At 72.2% G+C, this 23,205-nt stretch carries 21 protein-coding genes; 10 read left to right on the plus strand and 11 right to left on the minus strand.

The window, feature by feature from the left end:
* Positions 1-2 precede the first annotated feature (2 nt).
* The 5 genes from ACIHEJ_RS31985 to ACIHEJ_RS32005 all read left to right on the plus strand — a co-directional run bounded on the left by ACIHEJ_RS31985 (position 3) and on the right by ACIHEJ_RS32005 (position 4,897).
* Positions 3-281 (plus strand): hypothetical protein, encoded by a 279-nt coding sequence (locus tag ACIHEJ_RS31985; RefSeq protein WP_400140668.1) that lies wholly within the window; start codon positions 3-5, stop codon positions 279-281.
* A gap of 2 nt (positions 282-283) precedes the next feature.
* On the plus strand, positions 284-1,786 hold the full coding sequence (locus ACIHEJ_RS31990) for a glutamine synthetase family protein (RefSeq protein ID WP_400140670.1): 1,503 nt from the start codon (positions 284-286) through the stop codon (positions 1,784-1,786).
* A gap of 74 nt (positions 1,787-1,860) precedes the next feature.
* Complete coding sequence (locus ACIHEJ_RS31995) at positions 1,861-2,655, plus strand: DUF3050 domain-containing protein (RefSeq protein ID WP_400140672.1); 795 nt, start codon at positions 1,861-1,863, stop codon at positions 2,653-2,655.
* A 29-nt stretch (positions 2,656-2,684) separates the two neighbouring features.
* Positions 2,685-3,020 (plus strand): 4Fe-4S dicluster-binding protein, encoded by a 336-nt coding sequence (locus tag ACIHEJ_RS32000; RefSeq protein ID WP_400140674.1) that lies wholly within the window; start codon positions 2,685-2,687, stop codon positions 3,018-3,020.
* A complete protein-coding gene (locus tag ACIHEJ_RS32005; protein ID WP_400140676.1) occupies positions 3,017-4,897 on the plus strand; it encodes a hypothetical protein in 1,881 nt (626 codons plus the stop codon). The genes ACIHEJ_RS32000 and ACIHEJ_RS32005 overlap by 4 nt, the downstream gene beginning before the upstream one ends.
* Before the next feature lie 65 nt (positions 4,898-4,962).
* On the opposite strand, the gene ACIHEJ_RS32010 is transcribed toward ACIHEJ_RS32005, so the two are convergent.
* The 6 genes from ACIHEJ_RS32010 to ACIHEJ_RS32035 all read right to left on the minus strand — a co-directional run bounded on the left by ACIHEJ_RS32010 (position 4,963) and on the right by ACIHEJ_RS32035 (position 12,116).
* Positions 4,963-5,706, minus strand: coding sequence for an antibiotic biosynthesis monooxygenase family protein (locus tag ACIHEJ_RS32010; RefSeq protein WP_400140678.1), 744 nt, complete (start codon positions 5,704-5,706; stop codon positions 4,963-4,965).
* Between the two features lie 95 nt (positions 5,707-5,801).
* Positions 5,802-7,292: an FAD-dependent monooxygenase gene (locus tag ACIHEJ_RS32015; RefSeq protein WP_400140680.1), complete on the minus strand. Its 1,491-nt coding sequence runs from the start codon at positions 7,290-7,292 to the stop codon at positions 5,802-5,804.
* Positions 7,293-7,325: 33 nt separating this feature from the next.
* Positions 7,326-8,477, minus strand: coding sequence for an FAD-dependent monooxygenase (locus ACIHEJ_RS32020; protein ID WP_400140682.1), 1,152 nt, complete (start codon positions 8,475-8,477; stop codon positions 7,326-7,328).
* Positions 8,474-9,433 (minus strand): aromatase/cyclase, encoded by a 960-nt coding sequence (locus ACIHEJ_RS32025; protein WP_400140684.1) that lies wholly within the window; start codon positions 9,431-9,433, stop codon positions 8,474-8,476. The genes ACIHEJ_RS32020 and ACIHEJ_RS32025 overlap by 4 nt, the downstream gene beginning before the upstream one ends.
* A gap of 128 nt (positions 9,434-9,561) precedes the next feature.
* Complete coding sequence (locus ACIHEJ_RS32030; protein WP_400140686.1) at positions 9,562-11,037, minus strand: FAD-dependent monooxygenase; 1,476 nt, start codon at positions 11,035-11,037, stop codon at positions 9,562-9,564.
* Between the two features lie 50 nt (positions 11,038-11,087).
* On the minus strand, positions 11,088-12,116 hold the full coding sequence (locus ACIHEJ_RS32035) for a methyltransferase (protein ID WP_400140688.1): 1,029 nt from the start codon (positions 12,114-12,116) through the stop codon (positions 11,088-11,090).
* 261 nt (positions 12,117-12,377) lie between these two features.
* Here ACIHEJ_RS32035 and ACIHEJ_RS32040 point away from each other — a divergent pair, with 261 nt between their 5' ends.
* Both ACIHEJ_RS32040 and ACIHEJ_RS32045 read left to right on the plus strand, forming a co-directional pair.
* Entirely contained in the window at positions 12,378-13,163 is a 786-nt protein-coding gene (locus tag ACIHEJ_RS32040) for an SDR family NAD(P)-dependent oxidoreductase (RefSeq protein WP_400140690.1), read from the plus strand.
* 35 nt (positions 13,164-13,198) lie between these two features.
* Positions 13,199-13,816: a DsbA family protein gene (locus tag ACIHEJ_RS32045; RefSeq protein ID WP_400140692.1), complete on the plus strand. Its 618-nt coding sequence runs from the start codon at positions 13,199-13,201 to the stop codon at positions 13,814-13,816.
* Positions 13,817-13,825: 9 nt separating this feature from the next.
* On the opposite strand, the gene ACIHEJ_RS32050 is transcribed toward ACIHEJ_RS32045, so the two are convergent.
* From ACIHEJ_RS32050 to ACIHEJ_RS32060, 3 genes are all read right to left on the minus strand, one after another.
* Positions 13,826-14,704: an NmrA/HSCARG family protein gene (locus ACIHEJ_RS32050; protein ID WP_400140694.1), complete on the minus strand. Its 879-nt coding sequence runs from the start codon at positions 14,702-14,704 to the stop codon at positions 13,826-13,828.
* A 90-nt stretch (positions 14,705-14,794) separates the two neighbouring features.
* The gene (locus ACIHEJ_RS32055; RefSeq protein WP_400140696.1) at positions 14,795-15,064 is read right to left on the minus strand and encodes an acyl carrier protein; all 270 of its coding nucleotides are present in this window, start codon (positions 15,062-15,064) and stop codon (positions 14,795-14,797) included.
* Between the two features lie 35 nt (positions 15,065-15,099).
* Positions 15,100-15,828 carry an SDR family oxidoreductase gene (locus ACIHEJ_RS32060; RefSeq protein ID WP_400140698.1) on the minus strand — a complete coding sequence of 243 codons (729 nt, stop codon included), beginning with the start codon at positions 15,826-15,828 and terminating at the stop codon, positions 15,100-15,102.
* 240 nt (positions 15,829-16,068) lie between these two features.
* Here ACIHEJ_RS32060 and ACIHEJ_RS32065 point away from each other — a divergent pair, with 240 nt between their 5' ends.
* The 3 genes from ACIHEJ_RS32065 (at position 16,069) to hemG (ending at position 20,677) form a co-directional block, all read left to right on the plus strand.
* Complete coding sequence (locus ACIHEJ_RS32065; protein ID WP_400140700.1) at positions 16,069-17,553, plus strand: FAD-dependent monooxygenase; 1,485 nt, start codon at positions 16,069-16,071, stop codon at positions 17,551-17,553.
* Positions 17,554-17,597: 44 nt separating this feature from the next.
* Positions 17,598-19,055: an FAD-dependent monooxygenase gene (locus ACIHEJ_RS32070; RefSeq protein ID WP_400140701.1), complete on the plus strand. Its 1,458-nt coding sequence runs from the start codon at positions 17,598-17,600 to the stop codon at positions 19,053-19,055.
* Positions 19,056-19,186: 131 nt separating this feature from the next.
* Positions 19,187-20,677 (plus strand): protoporphyrinogen oxidase, encoded by a 1,491-nt coding sequence (gene hemG / locus ACIHEJ_RS32075; RefSeq protein WP_400140703.1) that lies wholly within the window; start codon positions 19,187-19,189, stop codon positions 20,675-20,677.
* A gap of 170 nt (positions 20,678-20,847) precedes the next feature.
* Here hemG and ACIHEJ_RS32080 read toward each other — a convergent pair whose 3' ends face one another.
* Entirely contained in the window at positions 20,848-22,599 is a 1,752-nt protein-coding gene (locus tag ACIHEJ_RS32080; RefSeq protein WP_400140705.1) for an FAD-dependent monooxygenase, read from the minus strand.
* A gap of 150 nt (positions 22,600-22,749) precedes the next feature.
* Positions 22,750-23,205, minus strand: coding sequence for a pyridoxamine 5'-phosphate oxidase family protein (locus ACIHEJ_RS32085; protein ID WP_400140707.1), 456 nt, complete (start codon positions 23,203-23,205; stop codon positions 22,750-22,752).

The following is a 23,205-nucleotide window of genomic DNA, read 5'->3' on the forward strand; positions in this document are numbered from 1 at the left end:
TCATGGCGCTCAGGTCGCGTTCCCTGCACGGCGACACGCTCGGCGACACCCTCGGCGAGCCCGTGGGCCGGGACGGCCACGGCGATCTCGCGCTCTCCGTCGCGGGACTCCTCGAGACGACGCTCGGCCTCCGCCTCGTCCCCCCGCAGCGGCCCCCGTCCGCCGCCGAGTTCCCGGCCCCGGCCGGCGCCGACGACCTGGTGCTGTCGGCCGCCGGGCTGCTCGGCACGGTGCTCGGCCTCAGCCTGACTCCCCCGGCAGCACAGCGAAAGGAAGTCTGATCATGGTGTCCAGGTCGTGGTCCCTGCACGGCGGCGAGAGCGGCGTCGGACGCCCCTCGTTCGTCGCCGAGTTCGGGCTCTGGGACGACCGGCAGGCCGCCGCGGCCGAGCAGGTCGAACTGCAGCTCGCCGAGGTCGACCTCGTCCGGGTGGCCTTCTGCGACCCGCACGGTCTCGCCCGGTCCAAGACGGTGCCCGCGGACGTCTTCCGCTCGGTGCTGCGCAACGGCATGGACTTCAGCGCCGGTCCGTTCCTCTTCGACACCGGCCACGCCGTCGCCGTCGACTTCCTCGAGGACGCCGGTGTAGGGGTCGGTGAACTGCTCGGCGCCGGGGACTTCGTGCTCGTCCCCGATCCGCGCACCTTCCAGGTGCTGCCCCGGAGCGAGCCGAGGACCGCCTGGGTGCTCGGCGACGAGTACCTGCGCGACGGCACCCCGCACCCGCTCTCCCCCCGAGGCGTGCTGCGCCGGGTGTGCGCCGAGTACGACCGGCACGAGCTGTCCCCGGTCATCGGTCTCGAGGTCGAGTGGTACCTGACCCGGCTGACCGGCGGCCCGGTGGGCAACGCGGGCAACGGGTTCGGTCTGCAGGGGCCGGCCCCCGAGGTGGCGGCCGTGAACCCCGGCTACCAGTTCAACCTCGACAGCTACTACGACTCGGTCGCCGACGTCGCCGACCCGCTGGCCGCGATGCTGCTGAGACTCGGCCTGCCGCTGCGCTCGTTCGAGCACGAGTCGGGCCCCGGTCAGCTGGAGACGACCTTCAACCCGATGCTGGCGCAGGACGCCGCCGACGCGATGCTGTTGTTCCGCACCCAGCTCAAGCAGGAGTGCAGGCGGCGCGGCTACCACGCCTCGTTCATGACCCTGCCGCGGCTCGACAGCTTCGACGCCAGCGGGTGGCATCTGCACCAGTCCGTCGCCGGCACCAAGACCGGCCGCAACCTGTTCGCCGAGGGCGACGGGCTGCAGGACGCCGTCTCCGCGCAGGGCCAGGCCTACATCGAGGGACTGCTGTCCCGCGCGCGGGAGTTCTGTCTGCTGTCCGTACCGACGGTGAACGGCTACCGGCGCCTCGCCCCGGAGTTCTCGCTCGCCCCGACCTCCGTCGACTGGCGCTTCGAGGACCGCAGCGCCATGGTCCGGGTGCTCGCCGGCGGCAGCTCGACCCATGTCGAGAACCGGGTCGGGGAGCCGTGCGCCAACCCCTACCTGCTGATCGCCGCCCAGCTGCACGCCGGCCTCGAAGGGCTGCTCGCCGGAGTTCCGGCCGGCCGCGGCCCGTACCCGGCCCTGCCCCGCACCCTGCGCGAGGCGCTGGAGGCGTTCCGCGCGAGCGAGAGCGCCGAACGGCTGCTCGGCGCGCCGCTCAAGTCCTGCCTGGCGAAGCTGAAGGAGAGCGAGGCCGCCCGGTTCGACGCCTGGTGCGCGGCCGAGCGTCCGGAGGCCGCCGCAGGTGACGTCACCGAATGGGAGCACCGCGAGTACTTCGGTGCCTTCTAGCCCCACCCGCTTCACCCGCACCGCACACCCAGCCCACCCCGCACAACCGACCCCGAGAAGAGGCGATGTTTGACATGTCCAGGTACGAATGGGACGGCACCCACCCCGCCATCGAGACGCTCAAGGACGCCATCGAGCCGTCCCGGCAGAAGGTGCTCAGCCACCCGATCTACTCCCAGCTGACCAGCGTGGACGCGGTGGTCACCTTCATGGAGCACCACGTCTTCGCCGTGTGGGACTTCATGTCGCTGCTCAAGGCTTTGCAGCGGCAGCTGACCTGCGTGGAGGTGCCGTGGGTGCCGTCCGCCGCCACCGGCAGCCGCCGGCTCATCAACGACATCGTGCTCGTCGAGGAGAGCGACGAACTCGGTGACGGCTTCATCAGTCACTTCGAGCTGTACCTCGACGGCATGCGCCAGTCGGGCGCCGACACCGCGCGCATCGACGCCTTCATCGGCCTGCTGCGTGCGGGGCGTGACGTCCCGGCCGCGCTCCGGGAGGCGGGCGTGCCCGAGCCGGTGGCCGCGTTCGTGGGCACCACCTGGGACTTCATCGACAACGCGCCCGTGCACTGCCAGGCCGCGGCGTTCGCCTTCGGCCGCGAGGACCTGATCCCCGACATGTTCGACCAGGTCGCCGCGCTCGACGCCGGCCACGGCTCGCTGTCCACCTTCGTCGACTACCTCCGCCGGCACATCCAGGTGGACGCCGAGGAGCACACGCCGATGGCGATGCAGATGCTCGCCGACCTGTGCGGCGACGACGAGACCAAGTGGGCCGAGTGCCGGGACACCATCGACCGCGCGCTCGCGGCCCGGGCCCGGCTGTGGGACGGCATCTCGCACGCCATCACCGAGAACACCCGCTGAGGAGACGTCACTTGGGAGGGGACAACACCATGTCGAAGGTGAAGGACACGCCGTCCGTGGCCGCCGACGGACGCGCGGAGCGGATCGCGCGGCGGTCCCGCGACGACAACTGGAAGAAGCCACCGCGCCGGATCGAGACGTCGGAGTGCATCACGTGTGACACGTGCCTGCGCAGCTGCCCGTCCGAGTTCGGCGCGATCTTCGACGACGGTCTCAACGTCGTGATCGTGCCCGAGCTCTGCTCGGGCTGCCCGAAGTGCGTGATGGTCTGCCCCGTCGACTGCATCTACGTCGACGAGGACTGGACCGCAACGGAAGCCCGGATGTGGGACCACATCGACCTGACGGTCGGGGGAAGCGCATGACTCTCCCCACCGAGCCGGACGCCACGCTCTCCCGCAGGGCCGCGCTGGCGAAGGCCCGGCAGAGCCGCAGACCCAGCAGGCTCGGCCGGCCGGCCGGTGCCGCGGGCGAGCCGGACTATCCGATGGCGCAGGACGCCGGGTTCCCGACGCTGCTCAGGCAGACCTGGCAGCAGGCGCTCGCGGCGCCGGACCTGGCCACGGCCGTGGACACGCTGCTCACGCTCGCCGGGCACGTCCCGGCGGACATCCAGCTGCGGGCGCTGCCCGTGGAGGACGAGACGGCGCTGAAGGTCCTGGTCGGCCGGTCGTGGCGGGCAGACGGCCGGTCCCCCGACCGGGCCGGCGCCGCCACCGCGTTCCTCGGCGAGATCGGGCTGGACCGCAGCGGCCGGCTCGTCGTCCGGGTCCCGTCCAAGCCCCCGCTGAGCGGCGCGGCGGACCTGGTCGACGGCGTGCTGCGGGTGCCCTGGACCGCCGAGGACCTCGCCGACTTCCAGGTCGAACTCGCCCTGGCGGCAGACCGGTTGCAGGAGTCGGTGGCCGACTGCCGGCAGTGGCTGCTGACCGCCGGCGCCGACGGCCGCCGTACCCTGCTGCGGGATCTGACGGAGGCGGCGATCAGGACGGCGCCGTTCATCCTGTACGCCGGCGACCGCCAGTACACCAACTTCCGTGACCGGAACACCCTGGCGGGCAAGACGCTGCGGCCGGGCCACCCCGACTGCGTGCTCAGCACCCTGGGTTCCGTGCCGCTGGAGCTGTGGTCCGACAGCGACGTGCTCCTGGTGGTGTGCCTGACGCTGCTGGTGCGGTCGGCCGGGTACGCCCGGATCGAGGAGGCCAACGGCACACAGCTCACACCGGACCATGTGGCCCTGCTGCTGGAGCGGACCCGCACCGCCTACAACGCGGCCTCCGGCACGCTGCCCCCGGTGCCGGCCGCGGCCGCGCACACGGTGGCCGCGCTCGACGAACTGGCGGGCGCGCTGGCGGTGCGACGCCGGGAACTCATGGGGAGCGTGCAGCTCTACCGGGAGATCTACGGCCCGCTGATGCACAAGATCGAGCGGACCGCCGGGCCCGTCAAGGACGACGCGGCACGGCTGGAGGCCGCGCTGTGCGCACGCCTGCGCGAGCGGCTCCCGGTCACCGGCGCCGATCTCGCCGGGCTGACCGCGCAGCTCACGGCGTCCCCCGGCTGGCTGGCCGAGCCGCACGGCGAGTTCGGCACCGGCCTGGAGTCCCTGGTCTACGAGACGGTGCGCGCGGCGACGGCGGTGTTCGACGCCGACTTCGCGATGAGCCGGGGGATGCGGTCGCTGCCCGCGCTGATCGAGGCGCTGCGCGCGGAGGAGTACGCCACGATCGCCGGGTGGGAGATCCCGCACTTCTTCTGCTGTGTCGTCCCGTCGCAGGACTCCCGCCGGCTCTTCGGCGGCTCCGCCGCGCGGCTGGCCGACACCTCGTGGGCCATCTCCTCGCGGATGCAGTACAACTCGTGGCACTTCCTGGTCGGCAACCTGCCGAAGATCCCCGAGATCGCGGCGCGCGACCACTTCGTGCCGCCGGTGATCCCGGACATCGCGTACTACTCCGACCAGCACCACAACGGCCATGTCGCGGCCCGGGTGCGCTTCACCGTCCGCAGCCCGCAGGCGGTGCAGGTGCTGGGCCGCACGTTCAACGGCTTCATGGACCTGCGGCTGCTGCGCTGCGAGGGGCTGCCGTTCGACGAACAGGACCTGCTGGCGGCGCACCGGGTGTCCGCGTTCGTCGCGAAGGCGACGAGCCTGGCCGCCACGCTGGTCGCCGGCGGTGCGCGCATCGAGGTCACCGCGTTCGACTCCGCCTGGCACCGCGACAAGATCGCCGGCTGAGCGGACGACACCGAGGGCCCCTGGCGTTCCGCCAGGGGCCCTCGTGTGTGCCGGTGTCCGTCGGGTCAGACCGCCGCGGGCTCGGTCGCGGAGCGGGTGTGCACGGCGCGGTAGCTGTTCCAGTCGGCGCTCGTCGTCAGCGAGTCGCGCTTGGCCCGGAAGGTGCGCCGGACGGCCGACCACTCGGACTCGGCCTGCGTGCGGAAGGCGTCGTAGGCCTCCTTGCCGTCCCACTGGGAGTAGACCACGACGAAGTCACGGTCCGTGCCCACGGTGGCCAGGGTGCGGTCGCCGCCCTCCAGGTTGCGCGAGCGGATGCCGCGCAGCACGGTCTGCGACCGGTAGCCGGGGACGTCCACCAGCCAGTCGTGCGCGCCGGCCTGCGCGGCGACCAGCGCGCCCTGCTCGGCCGGGTCCACACCGAGGACCTCGATGACCGTGTAGTCGTCGCGGGCCGGCGAGACCTCCGTGACGTCGCCCAGCGCGGGGTGGCGCAGGCTGGACTCCACCTCGGTCTGCATCAGGCGGACGTACGTCGTGATCTCCCGGAACACCGGGACGGTGTGGTGCTTGAACTCGCTGTCGTTGTAACGCGACTCCAGGTCCTGCATGCCCCGCCACTGGATGAAGTTCAAGGTGCCCGGCTTCTCCTCGCCGCGGTGCACGGTGCTGGAGATCCAGCCGGGGAACGCCGCCGTGTCGACGATCTTCGACATCTCCTTGACCAGCGTGTCCACGCGGGGGCGGGTGTCGGTCTTGAACAGGTTGAGGACGGTCAGGTGCCCGTCCTCGGGGTTGATGAACGGCATGGTCTCTCCTGGGTTGGCAGTTGCTCGGTTTGCGTCGGGCTTGGTCGGCGAGCGGCGCCGGTCGAGGGGCGCCGTAGGTCGAGGGGCGCCGTAGGTCAGCGGGCGGCGCCGAAGAAGCGGCTCAGGGCGTCCGTCAGCCCGGCCGCCCCGGATCCGCCGGAGCCGATCCAGGCGATGTAGCCGTCGGGCCGGACCAGCACCGCCTCGGCGTCCGCGAGCGCGCCCTCGGGCCGGGAGGCCGTGGTGACGACATCGATCCGGTCCGTCCACGGCTCGGCCGCGGCGCGCACGTCGCCGTCGCCGCGCAGGTCGAGGACGTAACCGCGCCCGCCGTGCAGCAGCGCGTAGGCGGTCGTCCCGCCGTCCGGGCCGGCGAGCGGGAAGTCCGGCAGCCGCCGGCCGAGCAGGGGGTGGTCGCCGGGTGCGGCGTCGTAGGTGATGTCGAGGCCGGAGACCAGGCCGACCAGGTGCTCCTGGACGTCCTGGTAGCCCAGCAGTTCGGCGAAGACCGCCCGCATCGGCTCCATCTCGGGGCCGCCGAGGTACAGGCTGCGCTGCGCGAGCGTGTTGGCCAGGATGCGGTCGGCGACCCGGTGCCGCTCGGTGTGGTACGTGTCCAGCAGCCCCTCCGGGGCGTGGCCGCGGATCTCGGCGGCTAGCTTCCAGCCGAGGTTGACGGCGTCACCGACGCCCGCGCTGATGCCCTGCGCGCCGATCGGCATGTGGATGTGCGCCGCGTCGCCCGCCAGGAAGACCCGTCCCTTGCGGTACTGGGCGGCCTGACGGCTGGCGTCGGTGAAGTAGCTGAGCCACACGGGGGTGCCGGCGCTGATGTCGTCGCCGGTCACCCGCTTGAAGGAGTCGGCCACCTCCTGGAAGGCGGGCGGCTCCGACGTCGGGCGTACGCCGGCGCCCCGCTCGAAGACGACGACGCGGGTGGTGTCCGGGCCGACGGGCAGCACGACGACCATGCCCGCCTCGCCGAGCTCACCGGTGGGACGCAGCCGTACCTGCACGTCGGTGACGTCGGCCATCAGCATCTCGAGGGTGGCCGGGTAGCCGGGGAACTCGATGCCGGCCAGGCCGCGCACCGCACTGCGGGCGCCGTCACAGCCCACCACGTAGGCGGCCCGCAGGGTGCGCGGCCCGTCCGGGGTGTCGGCCTGCACCTCCACGCCGTCGTCCGTGGCGGTCAGCCCGGTCAGCTCCCAGCCGCGGCGGATCTCGGCGCCGAGGCCGGCCGCCCACTTGTGGACGATCCGTTCGGTGAGCGCCTGCGGCACCCCGCGCACGCCGAAGTTGCCGCCCGGCACGATGGTGTAGTCGAGCGGCATACCGCCGAAGTGACCGATCGGGATGACACCGAGGTCACCGAAGTCCTCCAGCAGCCCGCGCTGGGCGAACTCCTCCATGGTCCGGGCCGAGAAGCCGAGCGCACGCGACTGCCGCATCGGCTCGGTCAGCCGTTCCAGTACGACGGCCTCGATGCCCGCGAGGCGCAGTTCGCCCGCGAGCATGAGCCCGGTGGGGCCGGCCCCCACGATGATCACGTCTGTGTCGAAGTCCTGCACTGTCTGTCCCGCCATCCCTGGGTGTCCGTATCTGTCCGTATCTGTCCGTCAAAACTGTCGAAACCGGTGGTCGAGGTTGCTCGCCAGCGCCGTCAGATGGGCGCGGACCTGGTCGAGGCCGATCAGCTCGGAGAGCACCGCGCGCAGCGGCTCGGCCTCGGGGCCGCCGAACATCAGCTGTTCCTGGGCCGCGACATGGTCGAGCACCCGGGCGGCGGCGGGATGCCGTTCGTCGTGGTAGGCGTCCAGAGATCCGGGTGCCGTCCGGTCGTGCACGGCCGCGGCGAGGTGCCGGCCCAGGCTGACGGCGTCCTGCAGGCCCATGTTGAGCGCCTGGCCGCCGACCGGCGCATGCCAGTGGGCGGCGTCGCCCGCCAGCAGGATCCGGCCGCGCCGGTACTCGGTGGCCTGGCCCTTGCCGTTGTCGAAGGCGTCCAGCCACCGGGGCGTGCCGCCGGAGATGTCCTCGCCGGTCACCCGCGCCCAGGCCCGGACGACCTCCTCGAACGCGGGCGGTCCCGGACGGTCGCGCACGTCGGTGCCGAACGCGTGCACCATCACCCGGGTGACGCCGTTCCGGGTCGCCGCCACCGCGAAGCCGCCGGGAAGCCGTTCGAACCGGCGGTCGCGGATGCCGAGGCCGGTGAGGTCGGCCCGCAGCAGCTCCTTGGTCGCCGCCGTGGCCGTCACGGGGAACCCGGCCAGCCGGCGTACGGTGCTGTGCGCGCCGTCGCAGCCCACGACGTACGGCGCCCGGATCCGCAGCGGGCCGTCGGGCCCCTGGACCGCGCAGCGGACGTGGTCCGGGTCCGGGTCCAGGCCGGTCAGTTCGTGGGCCCGCAGTACCGTCGCGCCCAGCTCCGCGGCGCGCGCGCCCAGCGCGGCCTCGGTGCGGTACTGCGGCACCTTCCAGTGGCCCGCGTAGGCGCTGTCCACCTCGGACAGCGCGAACCCCAGCCCGCCGAAGTGCGTCCGGGGTTCGTGCGCGGCCTCGGCGAGCAGCGCGTCGAACCCGCGCTCGTGCAGCAGCTCGGCGGTACGTGTGGTGAGCTGGCTGGCCCGGGACTCGGTCATCGGCTCGGCCAGCCGCTCCACGACGACCACCGGGACCCGGGCCCGCCTCAGCTCGCAGGCCAGCAGCAGCCCGACGGGGCCCGCGCCGACCACCACGACCGGCGCCGCCGCCCGGGTCGGGCTCACGACTCCGTGCGCCCGCCGCCGGCACTCTCGGCGTAGGCCTTCGCCAGGCCCAGGGTGGCCAGGCTGTTGCCGCTCAGCGCGGTACGGACGAACTGCCGCGCGGTCTCGACCGTGGCGTCGGCGCCGAGCACCCCGGCGATGTTCTCCGTGTTGATCCGCACGGTGTGCCGGGAGGTCACCGACACCCCGCCGCCGGCGCGCTCCTCGATGAGCCAGCGCCCGGTGTGCAGCGTCATCAGCGCGGGCAGGACGATCTGCTTGTACACGATGCTCGTCGCCGGCCGGCACACACGCACGGACCGCGTGGTGTGGGTGCTGCCGTCCTTGGTGCGGGTGTCCATCTCCAGGATCTGCAGGCCGGGTTCGTCCTCCTCCAGCGACACCCGGGCGACGTGCGGCAGCCGCTCCCGCCAGAGGTTCGCCTCGTTGAGGAAGTCGTAGACGTCCTTGCCGCTGCCGTCGACCGTCACGGTGTCGTCGAAGGTGAGCAGCTCGTCCGAGCCGGCCGCCTCGGCGCTCGCCTTCAGCGCCTGCAGCTCCGAGGCGCTGTTGCGGTCGACCGCCCGGCTGATCCAGTCGAGGTCGGCGGGGTCGTCGGTCGCCGCGTGGAAGTCGTGCAGCAGGCGCACCCGGCAGGAGGTCGCGGAGACGGGCTCCACCACCCACTCGCCGCCCATGCCGCCGACCGGGTGCTGCGAGCGCTCCTGACGGAACGACACGCTCAGCCGCGCCGGGTTGTGCACGCGCCGGGAGGTCCAGGTCTTGGCGGCACCGTTGGCGGTCGCCCAGAGCCGGATCAGCTCCGCGTCGCCGTCCTTCTCGACGACCTCGGCGTGCACGGTCGGGGGAAAGATCTCGGGCCATCTGCCGACGTCCGCGACGAGGGCGTACGCCGTTTCCGCGGGGGCGGCCACGTCGATGGCGTGTTCGGTTTCACGGACCGGGGTCTCGGTCACGTCTCTTCTCCAATCGGTAAGGGGGTCGCCGCGATGGCGCGTCGACCGTCTGCGCGTCCGTCGTGGCTGGTCGCGCTCACGCGGCGGAGCCGCATGTCGGTACGGCCCCGCGCCCCTCAGGGGCGCTTTCAGCCGGGCTCGCCGAACCAGCGCCGCAGCGCCGCGGTGAGGTCGCCTCCGTCCGGTGCCGTCCAGGCCACGTAGCCGTCGGGACGCAGCAGCACCGACTCGGTCGCGGCTCCGCCCTCCTCCGGTCCGGGCGGGAAGCCGCGCACCCGGACCACGTCCACCCGGTCGGTCCAGCCGGAGGCGGCCGTCCCGGTCGAGGCGTCGGAGGTGATCAGGACGCCCCGGGCCGGGTGCAGCAGCCGCGCGATCCGGTCGTGGCCGCCGTCGGCGAGGTCCAGCTCCCGGTCGGCCATACGGGTGCCGAGCAGCGGGTGCGCCGGCCGGCCGGGGTCGGTTCCGCCCAGGTCGTAGCGGATGTCGAAACCGCTCACCATGCCGGACAGATGGCGTGCCACCGCCGGGAGTTCGATGAGTTCGGCCAGCACGGCCCGCAGCGGCTGGACCGACCTGCCGGTGAGGTTGAGCGTGCCCTGGGCGAGGGTGTTGCGCAGCAGGCGCGCGCCGACCGGGTGGCGCTCGGCGTGGTAGGTGTCCAGCAGGCCCTCGGGCGCCCGGCCGCGTACCGTCGCCGCCAGCTTCCAGCCGAGGTTGAAGGCGTCCTGCACCCCGACGCTCAGCCCCTGGCCGCCGGCGGGCAGGTGGATGTGCGCGGCGTCCCCGGCCAGCAGCACCCGGCCACGCCGGTACTCGGTGGCCTGCCGGGTGGCGTCGGTGAAGCGGCTCACCCAGCGGGCGTCGCCGTGGTGGATCGAGTCACCGGTCAACCGCTGCCAGGCGTCGGCGACCTGGGTGAACGTCACTTCGCGCTGGGGGTCCGGCCTGGTGCCGTTCTCGCAGACGATGATGCGGGTGTAGCCCTGCTCCAGCGGCGCGGCCATGATCATGCCGTTCGGCAGCAGCTCGCCGATCATCCGCGCCTTGATGTCGCAGCCGCGGACGTCCGCCAGATACATCTCGCGGGTGGCGTCGGAGCCGGCGAACTCGAAGCCCGCCAGGTGCCGGACCGTGCTCCGGCCGCCGTCGCAGCCCACCAGGTAGCGGGCGGAGCACTCCTCGGGTCCGTCCGGCCCCCGCACGAGCGCGGTGACGCCGTCCCCGGTGTCGGTCAGACCGGTCAGCTCGTGGTCCCGGCGCAGGGAGGCGCCCAGCTCCAGCGCCCGGTTCTCGAGCATCTCCTCGATCTTGTACTGGGGTGCGCCGCGCACGCCGAAGTGCGAGCCCTCCAGCACCCCGTAGTCGATCGGAAGGCCGCCGAAGTGCCCCCGCCGGGTGATCTCGATGTTCTCCAGGCGTTCGAGGATCCCGCGCTGGTGGAACATCTCGGTGGCGCGCGCGGTGAAGCCGATGCCCCGTGACTCCCAGCTGCGCTCGGCCCGCTGCTCGAAGACGATGACGTCGACGCCGCCGAGGCGGAGCTCGGCCGCGAGCGTCAGTCCCGCCGGACCCGCCCCGACCACAATGACATCGGTATCCATGATTCTTCCTGTCCTGAGCCTCGACTTCCGCGACGGGGGCCCGTCGGGGATCAGACCGGGATCGCCTCGATGATCGAGATCGGCGCGGAGGTGGGGACGGCCCTGGTGACCTTGAAGCCGGCCTTGGCGAACAGCTCGGTGTACTCGGCGAGCGTGCGGTCCTGGGCGCCGAGCATGAGCATCAGCCAGAGGTCGATGGTGTGGCCGAGGTGGTTCTCGTTGTTCTCCGGGAGCACGTACTCGATGACGAGCAGCTTGCCGTCGGGGCCGATCGCCTCGCGCGCGTTGCGCAGGGCCGTCACGGCGTCCTCCTCGGAGAAGTCGTGGATGATGTGCTTGAACAGGTAGGCGTCACCGCCGGCCGGCAGCTTGTCGAGGTAGCCGCCGTGCGTGATGGTGAGCCGGTCGGCGACACCGGCCGCCTCGAAGTAGGCCTGCGAGTCCACGGTGGCGATCTCGGAGTCGTACAGCACGCCCTTGACGTCGGGCGCCTGCTTGAGGATGCCCGCCAGCAGGTTGCCGCGGCCGGCGACGACGTCCACGACCGTGCCGAACTGCGAGAAGTCGTAGGCGGCCAGGATCGGGTCGGTCTCCGACTCGGAGAGCTGCCCGAACGCCTGGAAGAACACGGCCGCGTACTCCGGGGTGGCGTGGAAGAAGTCCAGCGCGCCCTTGCCGCGCAGCTTGGGCAGGTTGGCCTCACCGGTCTGCACGGTGGTGATCAGGTGGCCGAACTCCTCCCACAGCAGCGGGTGTCCCATCAGCAGGCCGAAGCCGCGCATCGAGTCCGGCGCGTCCTCGCGGAGCTTCTCGGACAGCGCGGTGTTCTCGTAGCGGCCGTCCGGGCGGACCGCGAAGACGCCGTGGCCGGCGAGCGCGCGCAGGATCCGGTGGGTCGCCTTGGGGTCCGAGCCGACCCGCTGGGCGATGTCCCGGGCGGACAGCGGCCCGTCGGTGAGCACGTCCGCGACACCCAGCTTGGCGACGACGAAAATCGCCTGGGTAATCACGGCACCCTGAATGATATTGAGCAGCGCGTACGAGTCGGACTGGTCGCGGACCTCGGGCGATACGGACATTGCTTTCCCTTCAGAGCGCCTTTTTCACGTATTCCCCGACGATAGGTGGCCACTTCTCGGCCCCGCAACCGCGTGAATTATTGGAAATTGCCACCTCGAACGTTCTCGAACGTTTCCGGCCGTTCTCAAGGGTTCTCGAACGTTCAAGTGGCGAATCCGGGCGGTTGAACGGAAAGCACCTCCACCGGCCCTCGACCGGGAATCCGGCCCTCGTTGCCAGGTTGTTCGGGCCCGGCATACACCCGAGAAGGAGCACGCGGAATGGCGGACAACGGACAGAAGGTGGCGCTGATCACCGGCGGCACGAGCGGAATCGGCCTCGCGATCGCCGAGCAGCTCGCGGGCCAGGGGCTCAGGGTCTTCCTGTGCGCGCGGAACCCCGAGACCGTCCGGGAGACGGTCGACAAGCTGCGGGCGGACGGTCACGACGCCGACGGCCTGGCCACCGACGTCCGCAGGCCGGCCGAGGTCGCCACGCTCGTCGACACGGTCGTGGAGCGCTACGGGCGCGTCGACGTCCTGGTCAACAACGCCGGCCGCAGCGGCGGCGGCACGACCTCGGAGATCGACGACGAGCTCTGGTACGACGTCATCGACACCAATCTGAACAGCGTCTTCCTGATGACGCGCGCCGTCCTCAAGGCGGGCGGGCAGGTCGAGCGGGGCTGGGGTCGCATCATCAACATCGCCTCCACGGGCGGTAAGCAGGGTGTCGTGCTCGGCGCCCCCTACTCGGCGTCCAAGCACGGTGTCGTCGGCTTCACCAAGGCGCTCGGGCTGGAGCTCGCCAAGACGGGCGTGACGGTCAACGCCGTCTGCCCCGGCTATGTCGAGACGCCGATGGCGCAGCGCGTGCGGCAGGGGTACGCCGCCCACCACGAGACGACCGAGGCGGCGATCCTGGAGCGCTTCCAGGCGAAGATCCCGCTCGGCCGCTACTCCACCCCCGAGGAGGTGTCCGGCCTCGTCTCCTACCTGGTCTCCGACGCCGCGGCGCCGGTGACCGCGCAGGCGATCAACGTCTGCGGCGGCCTCGGAAACTACTGATCGCGATCCGACCGGACCCATCAAGGAGGCCGACGTTGCCGCACGACACCCCGATCCCGGTGGATTTCTGGTTCGACCCGACCTGTCCCTGGGCCTGGCTGACCTCCCGCTGGATCCTCGAGGTCGCGCGGCAGCGGCCCCTCGACGTGCGCTGGCGCCTGATGAGCCTGACCGTGCTCAACGAAGGGCGCGAGAACCTGCCCGAGCGCTGGCACCGGGACCTGGCCCTGCGCATGGAGGCGGTGCGGGTCTGCGCCGCCGCCGAGCAGGGTTACGGCTCGAAGGTGCTGGGACGGCTCTACACCGAGCTCGGCACCCGGTTCCATCTTCAGAAGGCGCCCAAGGAGCGGTCCACGTACGCGGCGGCCCTGACCGCCGCGGACCTGGATCCCGCCCTGGCCGACGCGGCCGGCTCCGACGCGTTCGACGGCGCGGTGCGCGCCTCTCACAACGACGGCATCGACCGCGTCGGCACCGACGTGGGCACCCCTGTCATCGCGGTGGGGGACGTGGCGTTCTTCGGGCCCGTGGTCACCCCGACCCCGCGCGGCGAGGCCGCGCTGCGGCTCTGGGACGGCTTCCTCGCCGTGGCCGGGACCGACGGTTTCTTCGAACTCAAGCGCACCCGCACCCGCGACCCGATCTTCACCTGACCACCGCGGTCAGTTCCGGGAACCGACCAGGGGGGCGGTCCAGTTGGCGCTCAGCCAGGTCTCCAGCGACACCAGGTCCGGCCTGTTCCGGCGGAGTTCCGGCAGGTCGGCGTGGTAGCCGTCGCGCTCGAACCAGTCGAACATGTTGGCGAGGTCCGGGCGGGCGGCGCGCAGTGGCTCGATGGGCAGCTGCTGGAAGCGGGTCGGGACCCCGGACGCGGCCTCGAACGCCGCGGCCATCTGCGGTCCGGTCAGTTCCTCACCGGCGATCTCCACCACCCGTCCGATCCAGGCCCGAGGGTCGTCGAAGGCGTCCGCGGCGAACGCGCCGATGTCGCTGGTGGCGATGAGCTGCACCGGGGTGTTCGGGTCCAGCCACATGGCCAGCACCAGCTCGCCCTCCACCGGGCGGGGAGCGATGTCGAGGAGAATGTCGTGGAACATGACCGGCCGCAGCACCGTCGTCGGCAGGTCCAGGGTCTCCAGGTACCGCTCGATCCTCAGCTTGCTCTCGAAGTGCGGCACCCGGGTGTCCCGGTCCGCGCCGCCGACCGAGCTGTACACGAAGTGCCGTACGCCGGCCCGGACCGCCGCGTCGGCCACCGCCCGGCCCTGCCGCTCCTCGGCCTCGACGCCGCCGGGGCCCCGGAACGTCTGGACGCTGAACACTCCGTGGACGCCCTCCATCGCCGCCGCCAGCGACGCCTCGTCGTCCATGTCACCGCGGACCAGTTGCGCGCCCGCCTCCTGAAGCTCCCTGGCCTCGGCCTTCTCCGGGTCGCGGACCAGGGCGTGCACGGTGTGCCCGCGCCGCAGCAGCTCACGGGCCACCGCCCCGCCCTGCCGGCCGGTACCGCCCAGCACCAGGATCGTTCCTTCAACCGCCACTTTCCGTCTCCATGTCTTGTGTCCGCCGGGTCCTCGCCCGGCCCGGCGATCAGATGTGCGGGCCGCGAACGGCCCCGGGCCCGTGCGGGATCAGGCCGCCGACATCACCTTCAGCTGCAGCAGCGAGTTGGTGAGGTCGACGAGTGCCTGAGCGGTGTTGATCGCGCCGAGCTCGTCCTCACAGAGCTCTATGCCGTAGTCCCGCTCGATCCTGCTGTACGTCTCGAGCAGCGCGAGGGAGTCGTAGCCCAGCTCCTCGAAAGGACGGTCGGGCGCCTCCTCGAGCGGCAGCGCGTCCTCGGCCTCTCCCGCGCACTCGCGCATGATGGTCTGCAGGTCGCTGATCGTGATCTGGAGCAATGCCGTGCCTCTCTGTTAGTCGGTACCGTCCCGCGCTACCACGGAACGGGTCCCTCGTCCGCCAGGCACTGGCCCGACGGGCCGGCCTCGTCCAGCAGGGCGAGCCGGACCGCGATCCCCGCTCCCTCGGCGGGTGTGCGGTGACCGCGGTGGTGGTTGATGTCCGTGGCCACCACTCCGGGGAGGGCGGCGTTGACCTTGACCGGGGTGTCGCGCAGCTCCTTGGCGTAGGCGACCGTGACCGCGTTCAGCGCGGTCTTCGAGGACTGGTAGGCGATCATGTTGAGGCCGGCCAGCGGGGATCCCGGGGTCGTCGTCAGGGTCAGGGACGCCGTGTGGCTGGACAGGTTGACGATGCGGCCGGCCGGGGAGCGGCGCAGCAGCGGCAGCAGCGCGTGCGTCACGGTGACCACGCCGAAGACGTTGGTCTCGTACACTTCCCGCAGATCGGCGGCGGTCGCCTCGCTCGGCGCCCCGGTGAAGCCGCCGGCGACGCCCGCGTTGTTGACCAGGATGTCCAGGCGGCCGTGGCGCCGTTCGATCTCGGCGGCGGCCGCGGCCACGGAGGCCGGGTCCGTCACGTCGAGCCGGAGCGGCTCCGCCGTGATGCCGTCAGCGGTGAGCGCCTCGGCTGCCTGCTTGCCGAGCACCTCGTCCCGCGCGCCGACGAGGACGACGATCCCCTGCTCACCGAGCTGTCGTGCGACGGCGAAGCCGATGCCCTTGTTGGCGCCCGTGATGAGCGCGACCTTCTGAGCCGGCACGTCTTTTCCTTTCGCGGTCCGAATTGCTCTCGCATTCACGGTAGTAAGAGGCGAAAGCCGGAGGCACCTCTGACATTGCCATTGAACCCGGCGTTCAACTGTTCAGAATCCGCGTTCAAGCGTGCTGAATCCGCGGTCGAACGCTAGACGGCGTTCCCGCATTCCCTTTCATTGCGGTCGAACATGGCCCTCGGTAGCTTCACAATGGCCAACCATTGCCACAGCGCAGAGGGCCTGAATATGAGAAATACTGACGTCATAGTGGTCGGTGCCGGGCCTGTCGGCCTGCTGCTCGCCGGCGAGCTACGCCTGGCCGGGGTGGACGTCGTCGTCCACGACAGGCTGCCCGTCCCGTCCGGGGAGTCCCGTGCCCTCGGGTTCAACCGGCGGGCCGCCGAGACGCTGGATCAGCGCGGGCTGCTGGCCCGGCTGGGCGAGTTCCGCTGGGGCCCGATGGGGCACTTCGGCGGGGTCCGCTTCGACCTCGGCATGCTCGACGACGACCACAGCGGGGTGCTGGGCCTGTCCCAGGCCCGGACCGAGGAGGCGCTGAGCGGCTGGCTGGCCGACCTCGGCGTGCCCGTGCGCCGCGGCCACGAGGTGACGGGGCTCCGCGAGACCGCCGAGGGCGTCGTGGTCTCCTTCACCGGCCCCGACGGACCCGGTGAGGAGAGCGCCGCGTACGTGGTCGGCTGCGACGGAGCGGGAAGTGCCGTGCGGACCCTGGCCGGCATCCCCGCTCCCGGCTGGGAGCCCACCCGGGGCATGTACACCGCGGAGATCACCGGCGTCGCCCTGCGGCCCCGGCCGATCGGCGAGCGGCTGCCCGGCGGCAGCATGGTGGTGTGCACCCCGGTGGGCGAGGGCCGCTTCCGCATCGTCGTCCACGACCTGTCCCTGCCCACCCGCCCCGACCCGGGCGCCCTGACGTTCGCCGAGGTCGCCGACGCCTGGCGACGGCTCACCGGTGAGTCCATCGACCACGCGCAGCCCCAGTGGCTGTGGGCCACCGGCAACTCCGCCGCGCTGGCCGAGGAGTACCGGCGCGGCCGGGTGCTCCTGGCGGGCGACGCCGCGCACGAGATCCCGCCGCTGGCGGCGTGGGGGCTCAGCGCCGGACTGCAGGACGCCGCCAACCTCGGCTGGAAACTCGCCGCGACCGTCAAGGGCTGGGCGCCCGAGGGCCTGCTCGACACCTACCACACCGAACGGCACCCGGTCGGGCGGGAGTTGATCCGCAATGCCCAGGCCGCGTCGAAGGTCTACCTCGGGGACTCGGCCATGGACCCGGTCCGCGAGGTCATGGGCGAGCTGCTGGCCCACAAGGACGCGGCGGAGCAGGTCGCCGGGATCGTGAGCGGACTCGGCATCCGCTACGAGGTCGGCAAGGGCGACCACCCGCTGCTCGGCCTGCGCATGCCGCCGCACACCGAACTCACCCGGCCCGACGGCACCCGCACCCACGTCGCCGAACTGCTGCACGCCGGACACGGCCTGCTCCTCACCACCGACACCACCCTCGCCCGGCAGGCCCAAGGCCTCGACGACCGGCTCGACGTCGTCACCGGCACCTGGACCACCGACGCCGACGCACCCCTGGACGCAGTACTCGTACGCCCCGACGGCTACGTCGCCTGGACCTCCCCCGGCAGCACCGAAGACCTCCGCGAGGCGCTCGGCCGCTGGTTCGGCACCCCCCGCGTCCCCCAGCCCGCCGGCCGGTGACCGGCGGCATCGACGAGAACCCCATCGGAAGAGGAGCGTTACACATGGCCAGGGATGTGATCGTCGTCGGCGCCGGCCCGGTGGGGCTGATGGCCGCGGGCGAACTCAGGCTGCGCGGCGTGGACGTCGTCGTGTACGAGCGGCTTCCCACCCCGCCCCGCGAGTCGCGCGGCGCGAGCTTCACCAAGCGCACCGCCGAGTGCTTCGACCAGCGGGGCCTGCTCGGCCGGCTCGGCGAGACCGAGCGCGCCGACAGCCACTTCGGCGGGGTCCGGATCGACCTCGGCATGCTGGCGGAGGACCACTACGGCCACCGCGGCGTCTCCCAGTTCCGCACCGAGCGGATGCTGGAGGACTGGGTGACCGAGCTGGGCGTGCCGGTCCTGCGCGGCCACGAGGTGACCGGCTTCCAGGAGACCGCCGACGGCGTCGTGGTGAGCGTCGACGGCCCCGACGGCACCCGCGAGGACAGCGCCGGCTATCTGATCGGCTGCGACGGCGGGCGCAGTGCGGTGCGCAAGCTGGCCGGGATCGGCTTCCCCGGCACCGAGGGCACGCGCGGCTTCCTCACCGCCGACGTCACCGGGATCGAGACCCGTAAGCGGCGCATCGGCGAGAACCTGCCCGGCGGCAGCATGATCATGGCGATGGACCTGGAGAACGGCGTGACCCGGGTCGTCGTCCACGAGGCCGGGACGGCGCCGCGCGACCGCGCCTCCCTCACCTACGACGACCTCGCCGACGCCTGGCAGCGGCTCACCGGTGAGTCCATCCACCACGGACAGTGCCGCTGGATCAGCTGCTTCACCGACGCCTCACGGGCCGCCGCGGAGTACCGGCGCGGCCGGGTGTTCCTGGCCGGCGACGCCGCGCACGTGCAGCCGCCTGCCATGGCGCAGGGGCTGAGCGTGGGCATCCAGGACGCGGTGAACCTCGGCTGGAAACTGGCGGCGACGATCAAGGGCTGGGCCCCGGAGGGCCTGCTCGACACCTACGACGCCGAACGCCGGCCGGTGGGAGCCCAGTTGGCCCGCAACGCCCGCGCGGCGATCGAACTGCGGCTCACCGGCGAGGACATGGACCCGGTCCGCGGCATCATGACCGAGCTGGTGGCGCACCCGGACGCCGCCGCGTACCTGGCCGGCATGCTGAGCAACCTCGGCATCCGCTACGAGGTCGGCAAGGGCGACCACCCGCTGCTCGGCCTGCGCATGCCGCCGCACACCGAACTCACCCGGCCCGACGGCACCCGCACCCACGTCGCCGAACTGCTGCACGCCGGACACGGCCTGCTCCTCACCACCGACACCACCCTCGCCCGGCAGGCCCAAGGCCTCGACGACCGGCTCGACGTCGTCACCGGCACCTGGACCACCGACGCCGACGCACCCCTGGACGCAGTACTCGTACGCCCCGACGGCTACGTCGCCTGGACCTCCCCCGGCAGCACCGAAGACCTCCGCGAGGCGCTCGGCCGCTGGTTCGGCACCCCGCGGACCTAGGGCTGCCGGGGTCCAGTCGCCCTCGACCGGGGTTCCGGAGCCCCCGGTCACACTGCGAACGCCCGTCTCGGCGTCGACCGTCGGCGCCGAGGCGGGCCCTACGACACCGTAACCATGAAGGAGCTGGTGGAATGGCTGGCAGCGAACGGGATCAGGTGAGCGGGAAGCCTCATGTGGTCATCGTCGGTGGAGGTATCGCGGGACTGTCGGCGGCGTTCCATCTGCGGAACGCGCCGGTCAGGGTGACGCTCCTGGAGGGGTCGTCCCGGATCGGCGGGAAACTGCTGGTCTCCGAGGTGGCGGGGGTCGCGGTCGACGAGGGCGCCGAGTCGCTGTACGCCAACCGCCGCAAGACCACCGGGCTGATCAAGGACGCCGGGCTCGGCGAGCGGATCATGTCGGCCGGCGTCACCGCGTCGGCGATCTGGACCAGGGGCGAGATCCGCGAGCAGCCCAACCGCCAGTTCATGGGCGTGCCGTGCGACATGGACGACCTCGCCCGGTCCGGCGTGCTGTCCGCGGAAGGGCTCGACCGCGCACGGCAGGACCTCGTGCTGCCCTCGTTCGACCGGGACGGTGACGTCTCGGTCGCGTCGTTCGTCGGAGGGCGGCTCGGTCAGGAGGTCGTGGACCGTCTCGTCGAACCGTTCCTCGCCGGTGTGTTCTCCGGCCGTGCCGAGGATCTGTCGTTCGAGGCCACGCTGACCCCGCTGGCCATGGCGGCCCGTAGCCACGTCTCGCTCGCGGACGCGGCCGGCTCGCTGACGCCGCAGCTGCAGGAGGGCGAGAAGCTGCCGCCCGTGAGCGTCGCCACGCTCGAGGGCGGCTTCGGCTCGCTGCCTCCGGTGCTGGTCCGCGAGGTCCTTGCGGCGGCGCCGGACGCGTCGCTTCGCACCGGGGCCCCCGTCAGCGGGCTGGAGCGCACCGCGGACGGCTGGCGGGTGACCGTCGGCACGGCAGGCGACCCCGAGTACATCGACGCGGACGCCGTGATCGTCGCCGTACCGGCCGGCCCCGCGAGCCGGCTGCTCGGCCAGGTCCCCGGGACCTCGCCCGCCGTCTCGGCGCTCGCCGAGGTGCCGTACGCGAGTGTCGCGACGGTCACCCTCGCCTACCCGCGCTCGGCGTTCCCCGGCGGGCTCTCCGGCCGCGGTTACGCCGCCTACCGGGTGCCCGCGGTGGAGGGCAAGGCGGTCAAGGAGGTCACCTTCACGACGGTGAAGTGGCCGCACCTGGCCGGTGAGGTGGAGATCGTCCGCTGCTCGCTCGGCCGGCTCGGCGAGGAGCACCTGCTGGAGCGCGACGACGCCGATCTGGTCGCACTGGCGACGGCCGAGCTCGCCGAGGCCACCGGTGTGACCGGTGCCCCGGTGGCGAGCCGGGTGAGCCGCTGGGCCGACGCCCTGCCGCAGTACACCGTCGGCCATCTGGACCGGGTGCAGCGGATCCGGGACGCGGTGGCGGCCCAGCCGGGCCTCGCGGTGTGCGGTGCGCTGTACGACGGCGTGGGCGTCGGTGTCTGCATGGCCACCGCGCGCAAGGCCACCGACCAGGTGCTCACCTGGTTGAAGAAGGACAAGGACAGGGACGCCGCCGGCCGTACGGTCGCGGCAGCCGTCTGAGCGAGCCCGCCCGGAACGGTCCGTCGTTCCGGGCACACCGGTGGCCGTGCCCGACGACCGGGCACGGCCACTTCTCTTTGCTCCCCACGCCTTCGTGCCGCTGCCCGCGTCCGTGTGTGCGCACAGCGATCGACGCCGGCTCGGACGAGCCGGCGTCGATCGGCCGGGTGTCAGCGGTCCAGCAGGGAGCGGAACGCCTCCACCAGGACCTGCTCGGCGTCCGCGGCGCCGTCCGTGCTGCGCCAGGCGACGTGGTGGTCGGGGCGGACCAGGAGCGCGCCGGCGTCGCCGATCTGCCGGACGGCCTCCCACCCGCCGTCCACGTCGGCGTACTCCTCGCCGGCGCCGATGCGGGCCGTGACGACCGGGATGGAGAACTTCTCCGCCACCCGCGCCGCCGCCTCGCACCACGGCGTCCCCTCCGGGCCGGTGATCAGCGTGAAGTCGGTGCGGCTCGCCACGTCGAGGGTGGACAGGCGCTGGCCGTCCCGGGTGAGCCAGGCGTGCGGCAGCCGGTGCCCGGGGCGGGACGTCGGCGTGTGCTCGTTGCGCATCGGGACGAGAGCCGGCGGCTCGGTGCCGTCGGGGAGGACCACGCCGTCCTCGTAGTGGAAGCCGATCTCCATGTCGAGCGACTGGCAGCCGCCCCGGTGGGTGTGGAAGATCTCCAGGGCGCGCGCCCGCACGGTGTCGCCGAGCGGGGACGGGTCGAAGTACGCCTCCAGCCGCTGCTTGCGGCGCCCCGCCGGGATGTTGTGGCCGACGCCGACGGCGTCGATGACCGCCTGGTGGTGGACGGCGGCTGACACCGCCCAGTCGACGTTCTGCCGGCCCACGGGCCGGCGCTCGGCCTCGTAGGTGTCGATCAGGCTGTCGGGCGCACAGCCACCGAGCACCGCGGCCAGCTTCCAGGCGAGGTTGTGGGCGTCCTGGATACCGGTGTTGAGGCCGAGGCCGACGGCGGGCGGCTGCTTGTGCGCGGCGTCACCGGCGATCAGCACCCGGCCGACCCGGTAGCGGTCGGCGAGGAGCGAGTCCACGATCCAGTCCGTCACCTTGTGGACGGTGATCTCCAGGTCCGGTATGCGCAGCAGTTCACGGATCCGGGGGACGACCGTCTCGTTGTCCCAGCGTCCGGGCGGGCCGGGGGCGAAGTGCAGGCCCCACTGCTCGCAGGACTTGCCCCAGCTCGGCCCCATCTCGATGAGGTTGCTGGACAGGTCGGGGTCCTCCGGGCTGAGGAAGTGCGTGATGAGCGTGCCCTCCTCCCACCACTCGGACAGATCGGCGGAGAAGTAGGCGGTGGTGGTGTTGACCAGCCCGGGCGGCCCCTGCATCTTGATGCCGACGGCGGGGCCGACGAAGCGGCCGCCGTCGGCCCCGATCAGGTACTGCGCCTTGACCGTGGTGATCTCCCCGGTCTCGGTGTCGCGCACCTCGGCGAGGACGTGGTCGCCCTCGTCGGAGAAGGAGGTCACCTCGTGGTGGAAGAGGATCCGCCCGGGGTTGCGGTCCTCCGCGTGCCGGCGCAGGATCGGCTCCAGCCACATCTGGGGCAGCTTGGCGGGCAGGACGGGTCCGACCGCCGCGTAGGTCTCCTCCAGCTCACCGCCGCCGAAGGCGTCCATCTCATGGATCAGGCGGCGGTCCAGCGGTCCGTCGCCGGCGAGCGTGGTCATCCAGCGCACCTTGCCGAACTTGTCCAGCGGTGCCGCCTCGGCGAGCACGTCCTCGGCGATCCCGTGCTGGCGGTAGATCTCCATCGTGCGCTGGTTGAGATAGTGCGCCTTCGGGATCCTGGACGTCTCCGGGTGCCGCTCCACCAGCAGATGATCGACGCCCTGGTCGGACAGGAAGACGGAGGCGGACAGACCGCATCCGCCGCCGCCGACGATCAGGACCGGAACCTCGATTGCTCCCATGTTCGCCCTTCCAGAAAAGACGGATGCCTAGCGCTCGCAGCGTGGCAAAGCCCTCTTCAGCTCCGGTCAAGAACGGGTGGACTCCGCCGGTGCCGGCCGGTCACCCGCGTGACCGGCCGGCACGGGCGTCGTGAGGCCCGGGCCCGGGGATCAGCCGAGCCAGGCGCCGTCGCGCATGAGGCCGCGCCCGGCCAGCTCGTTCGCCTCGCGCCAGGCCTGGATGCGGCGCGGCACGATCCGGAAGTACTGGTAGTCGTCGAGCTTGCGCGGGTCGAAGCCGGTCTTGTCCGCGAACGCGTCACCGGTGTCCGCACCCAGCTCGGCGACGTCCACCGGCTCCGCGGTCCCCTCGATGATCACGACGTCACGGGTCGGTCCGACCCCGAGCCGCACCCGGCCGTCGGCCAGCAGATTGCGGCCGGTGACCGAGGTCCGCGGCGTCGAGATGAGGATCGCGGTCCCGTCCCAGAGGTACGAGAGCGGGACGAGGTGGACGCCGGTCGAGCCGCCCGATGTCGCCACCCACAGGTCGACGTCCTTCTCCAGGCGGGCGCGGGTGTCCCGCAGCCGCTCCTCCAGGCTGCGCGGTGGTGCTGCCTCCGTCAT

The organism is Streptomyces sp. NPDC052301 (assembly GCF_044593395.1).
Classification (GTDB): Bacteria; Actinomycetota; Actinomycetes; order Streptomycetales; family Streptomycetaceae; genus Streptomyces.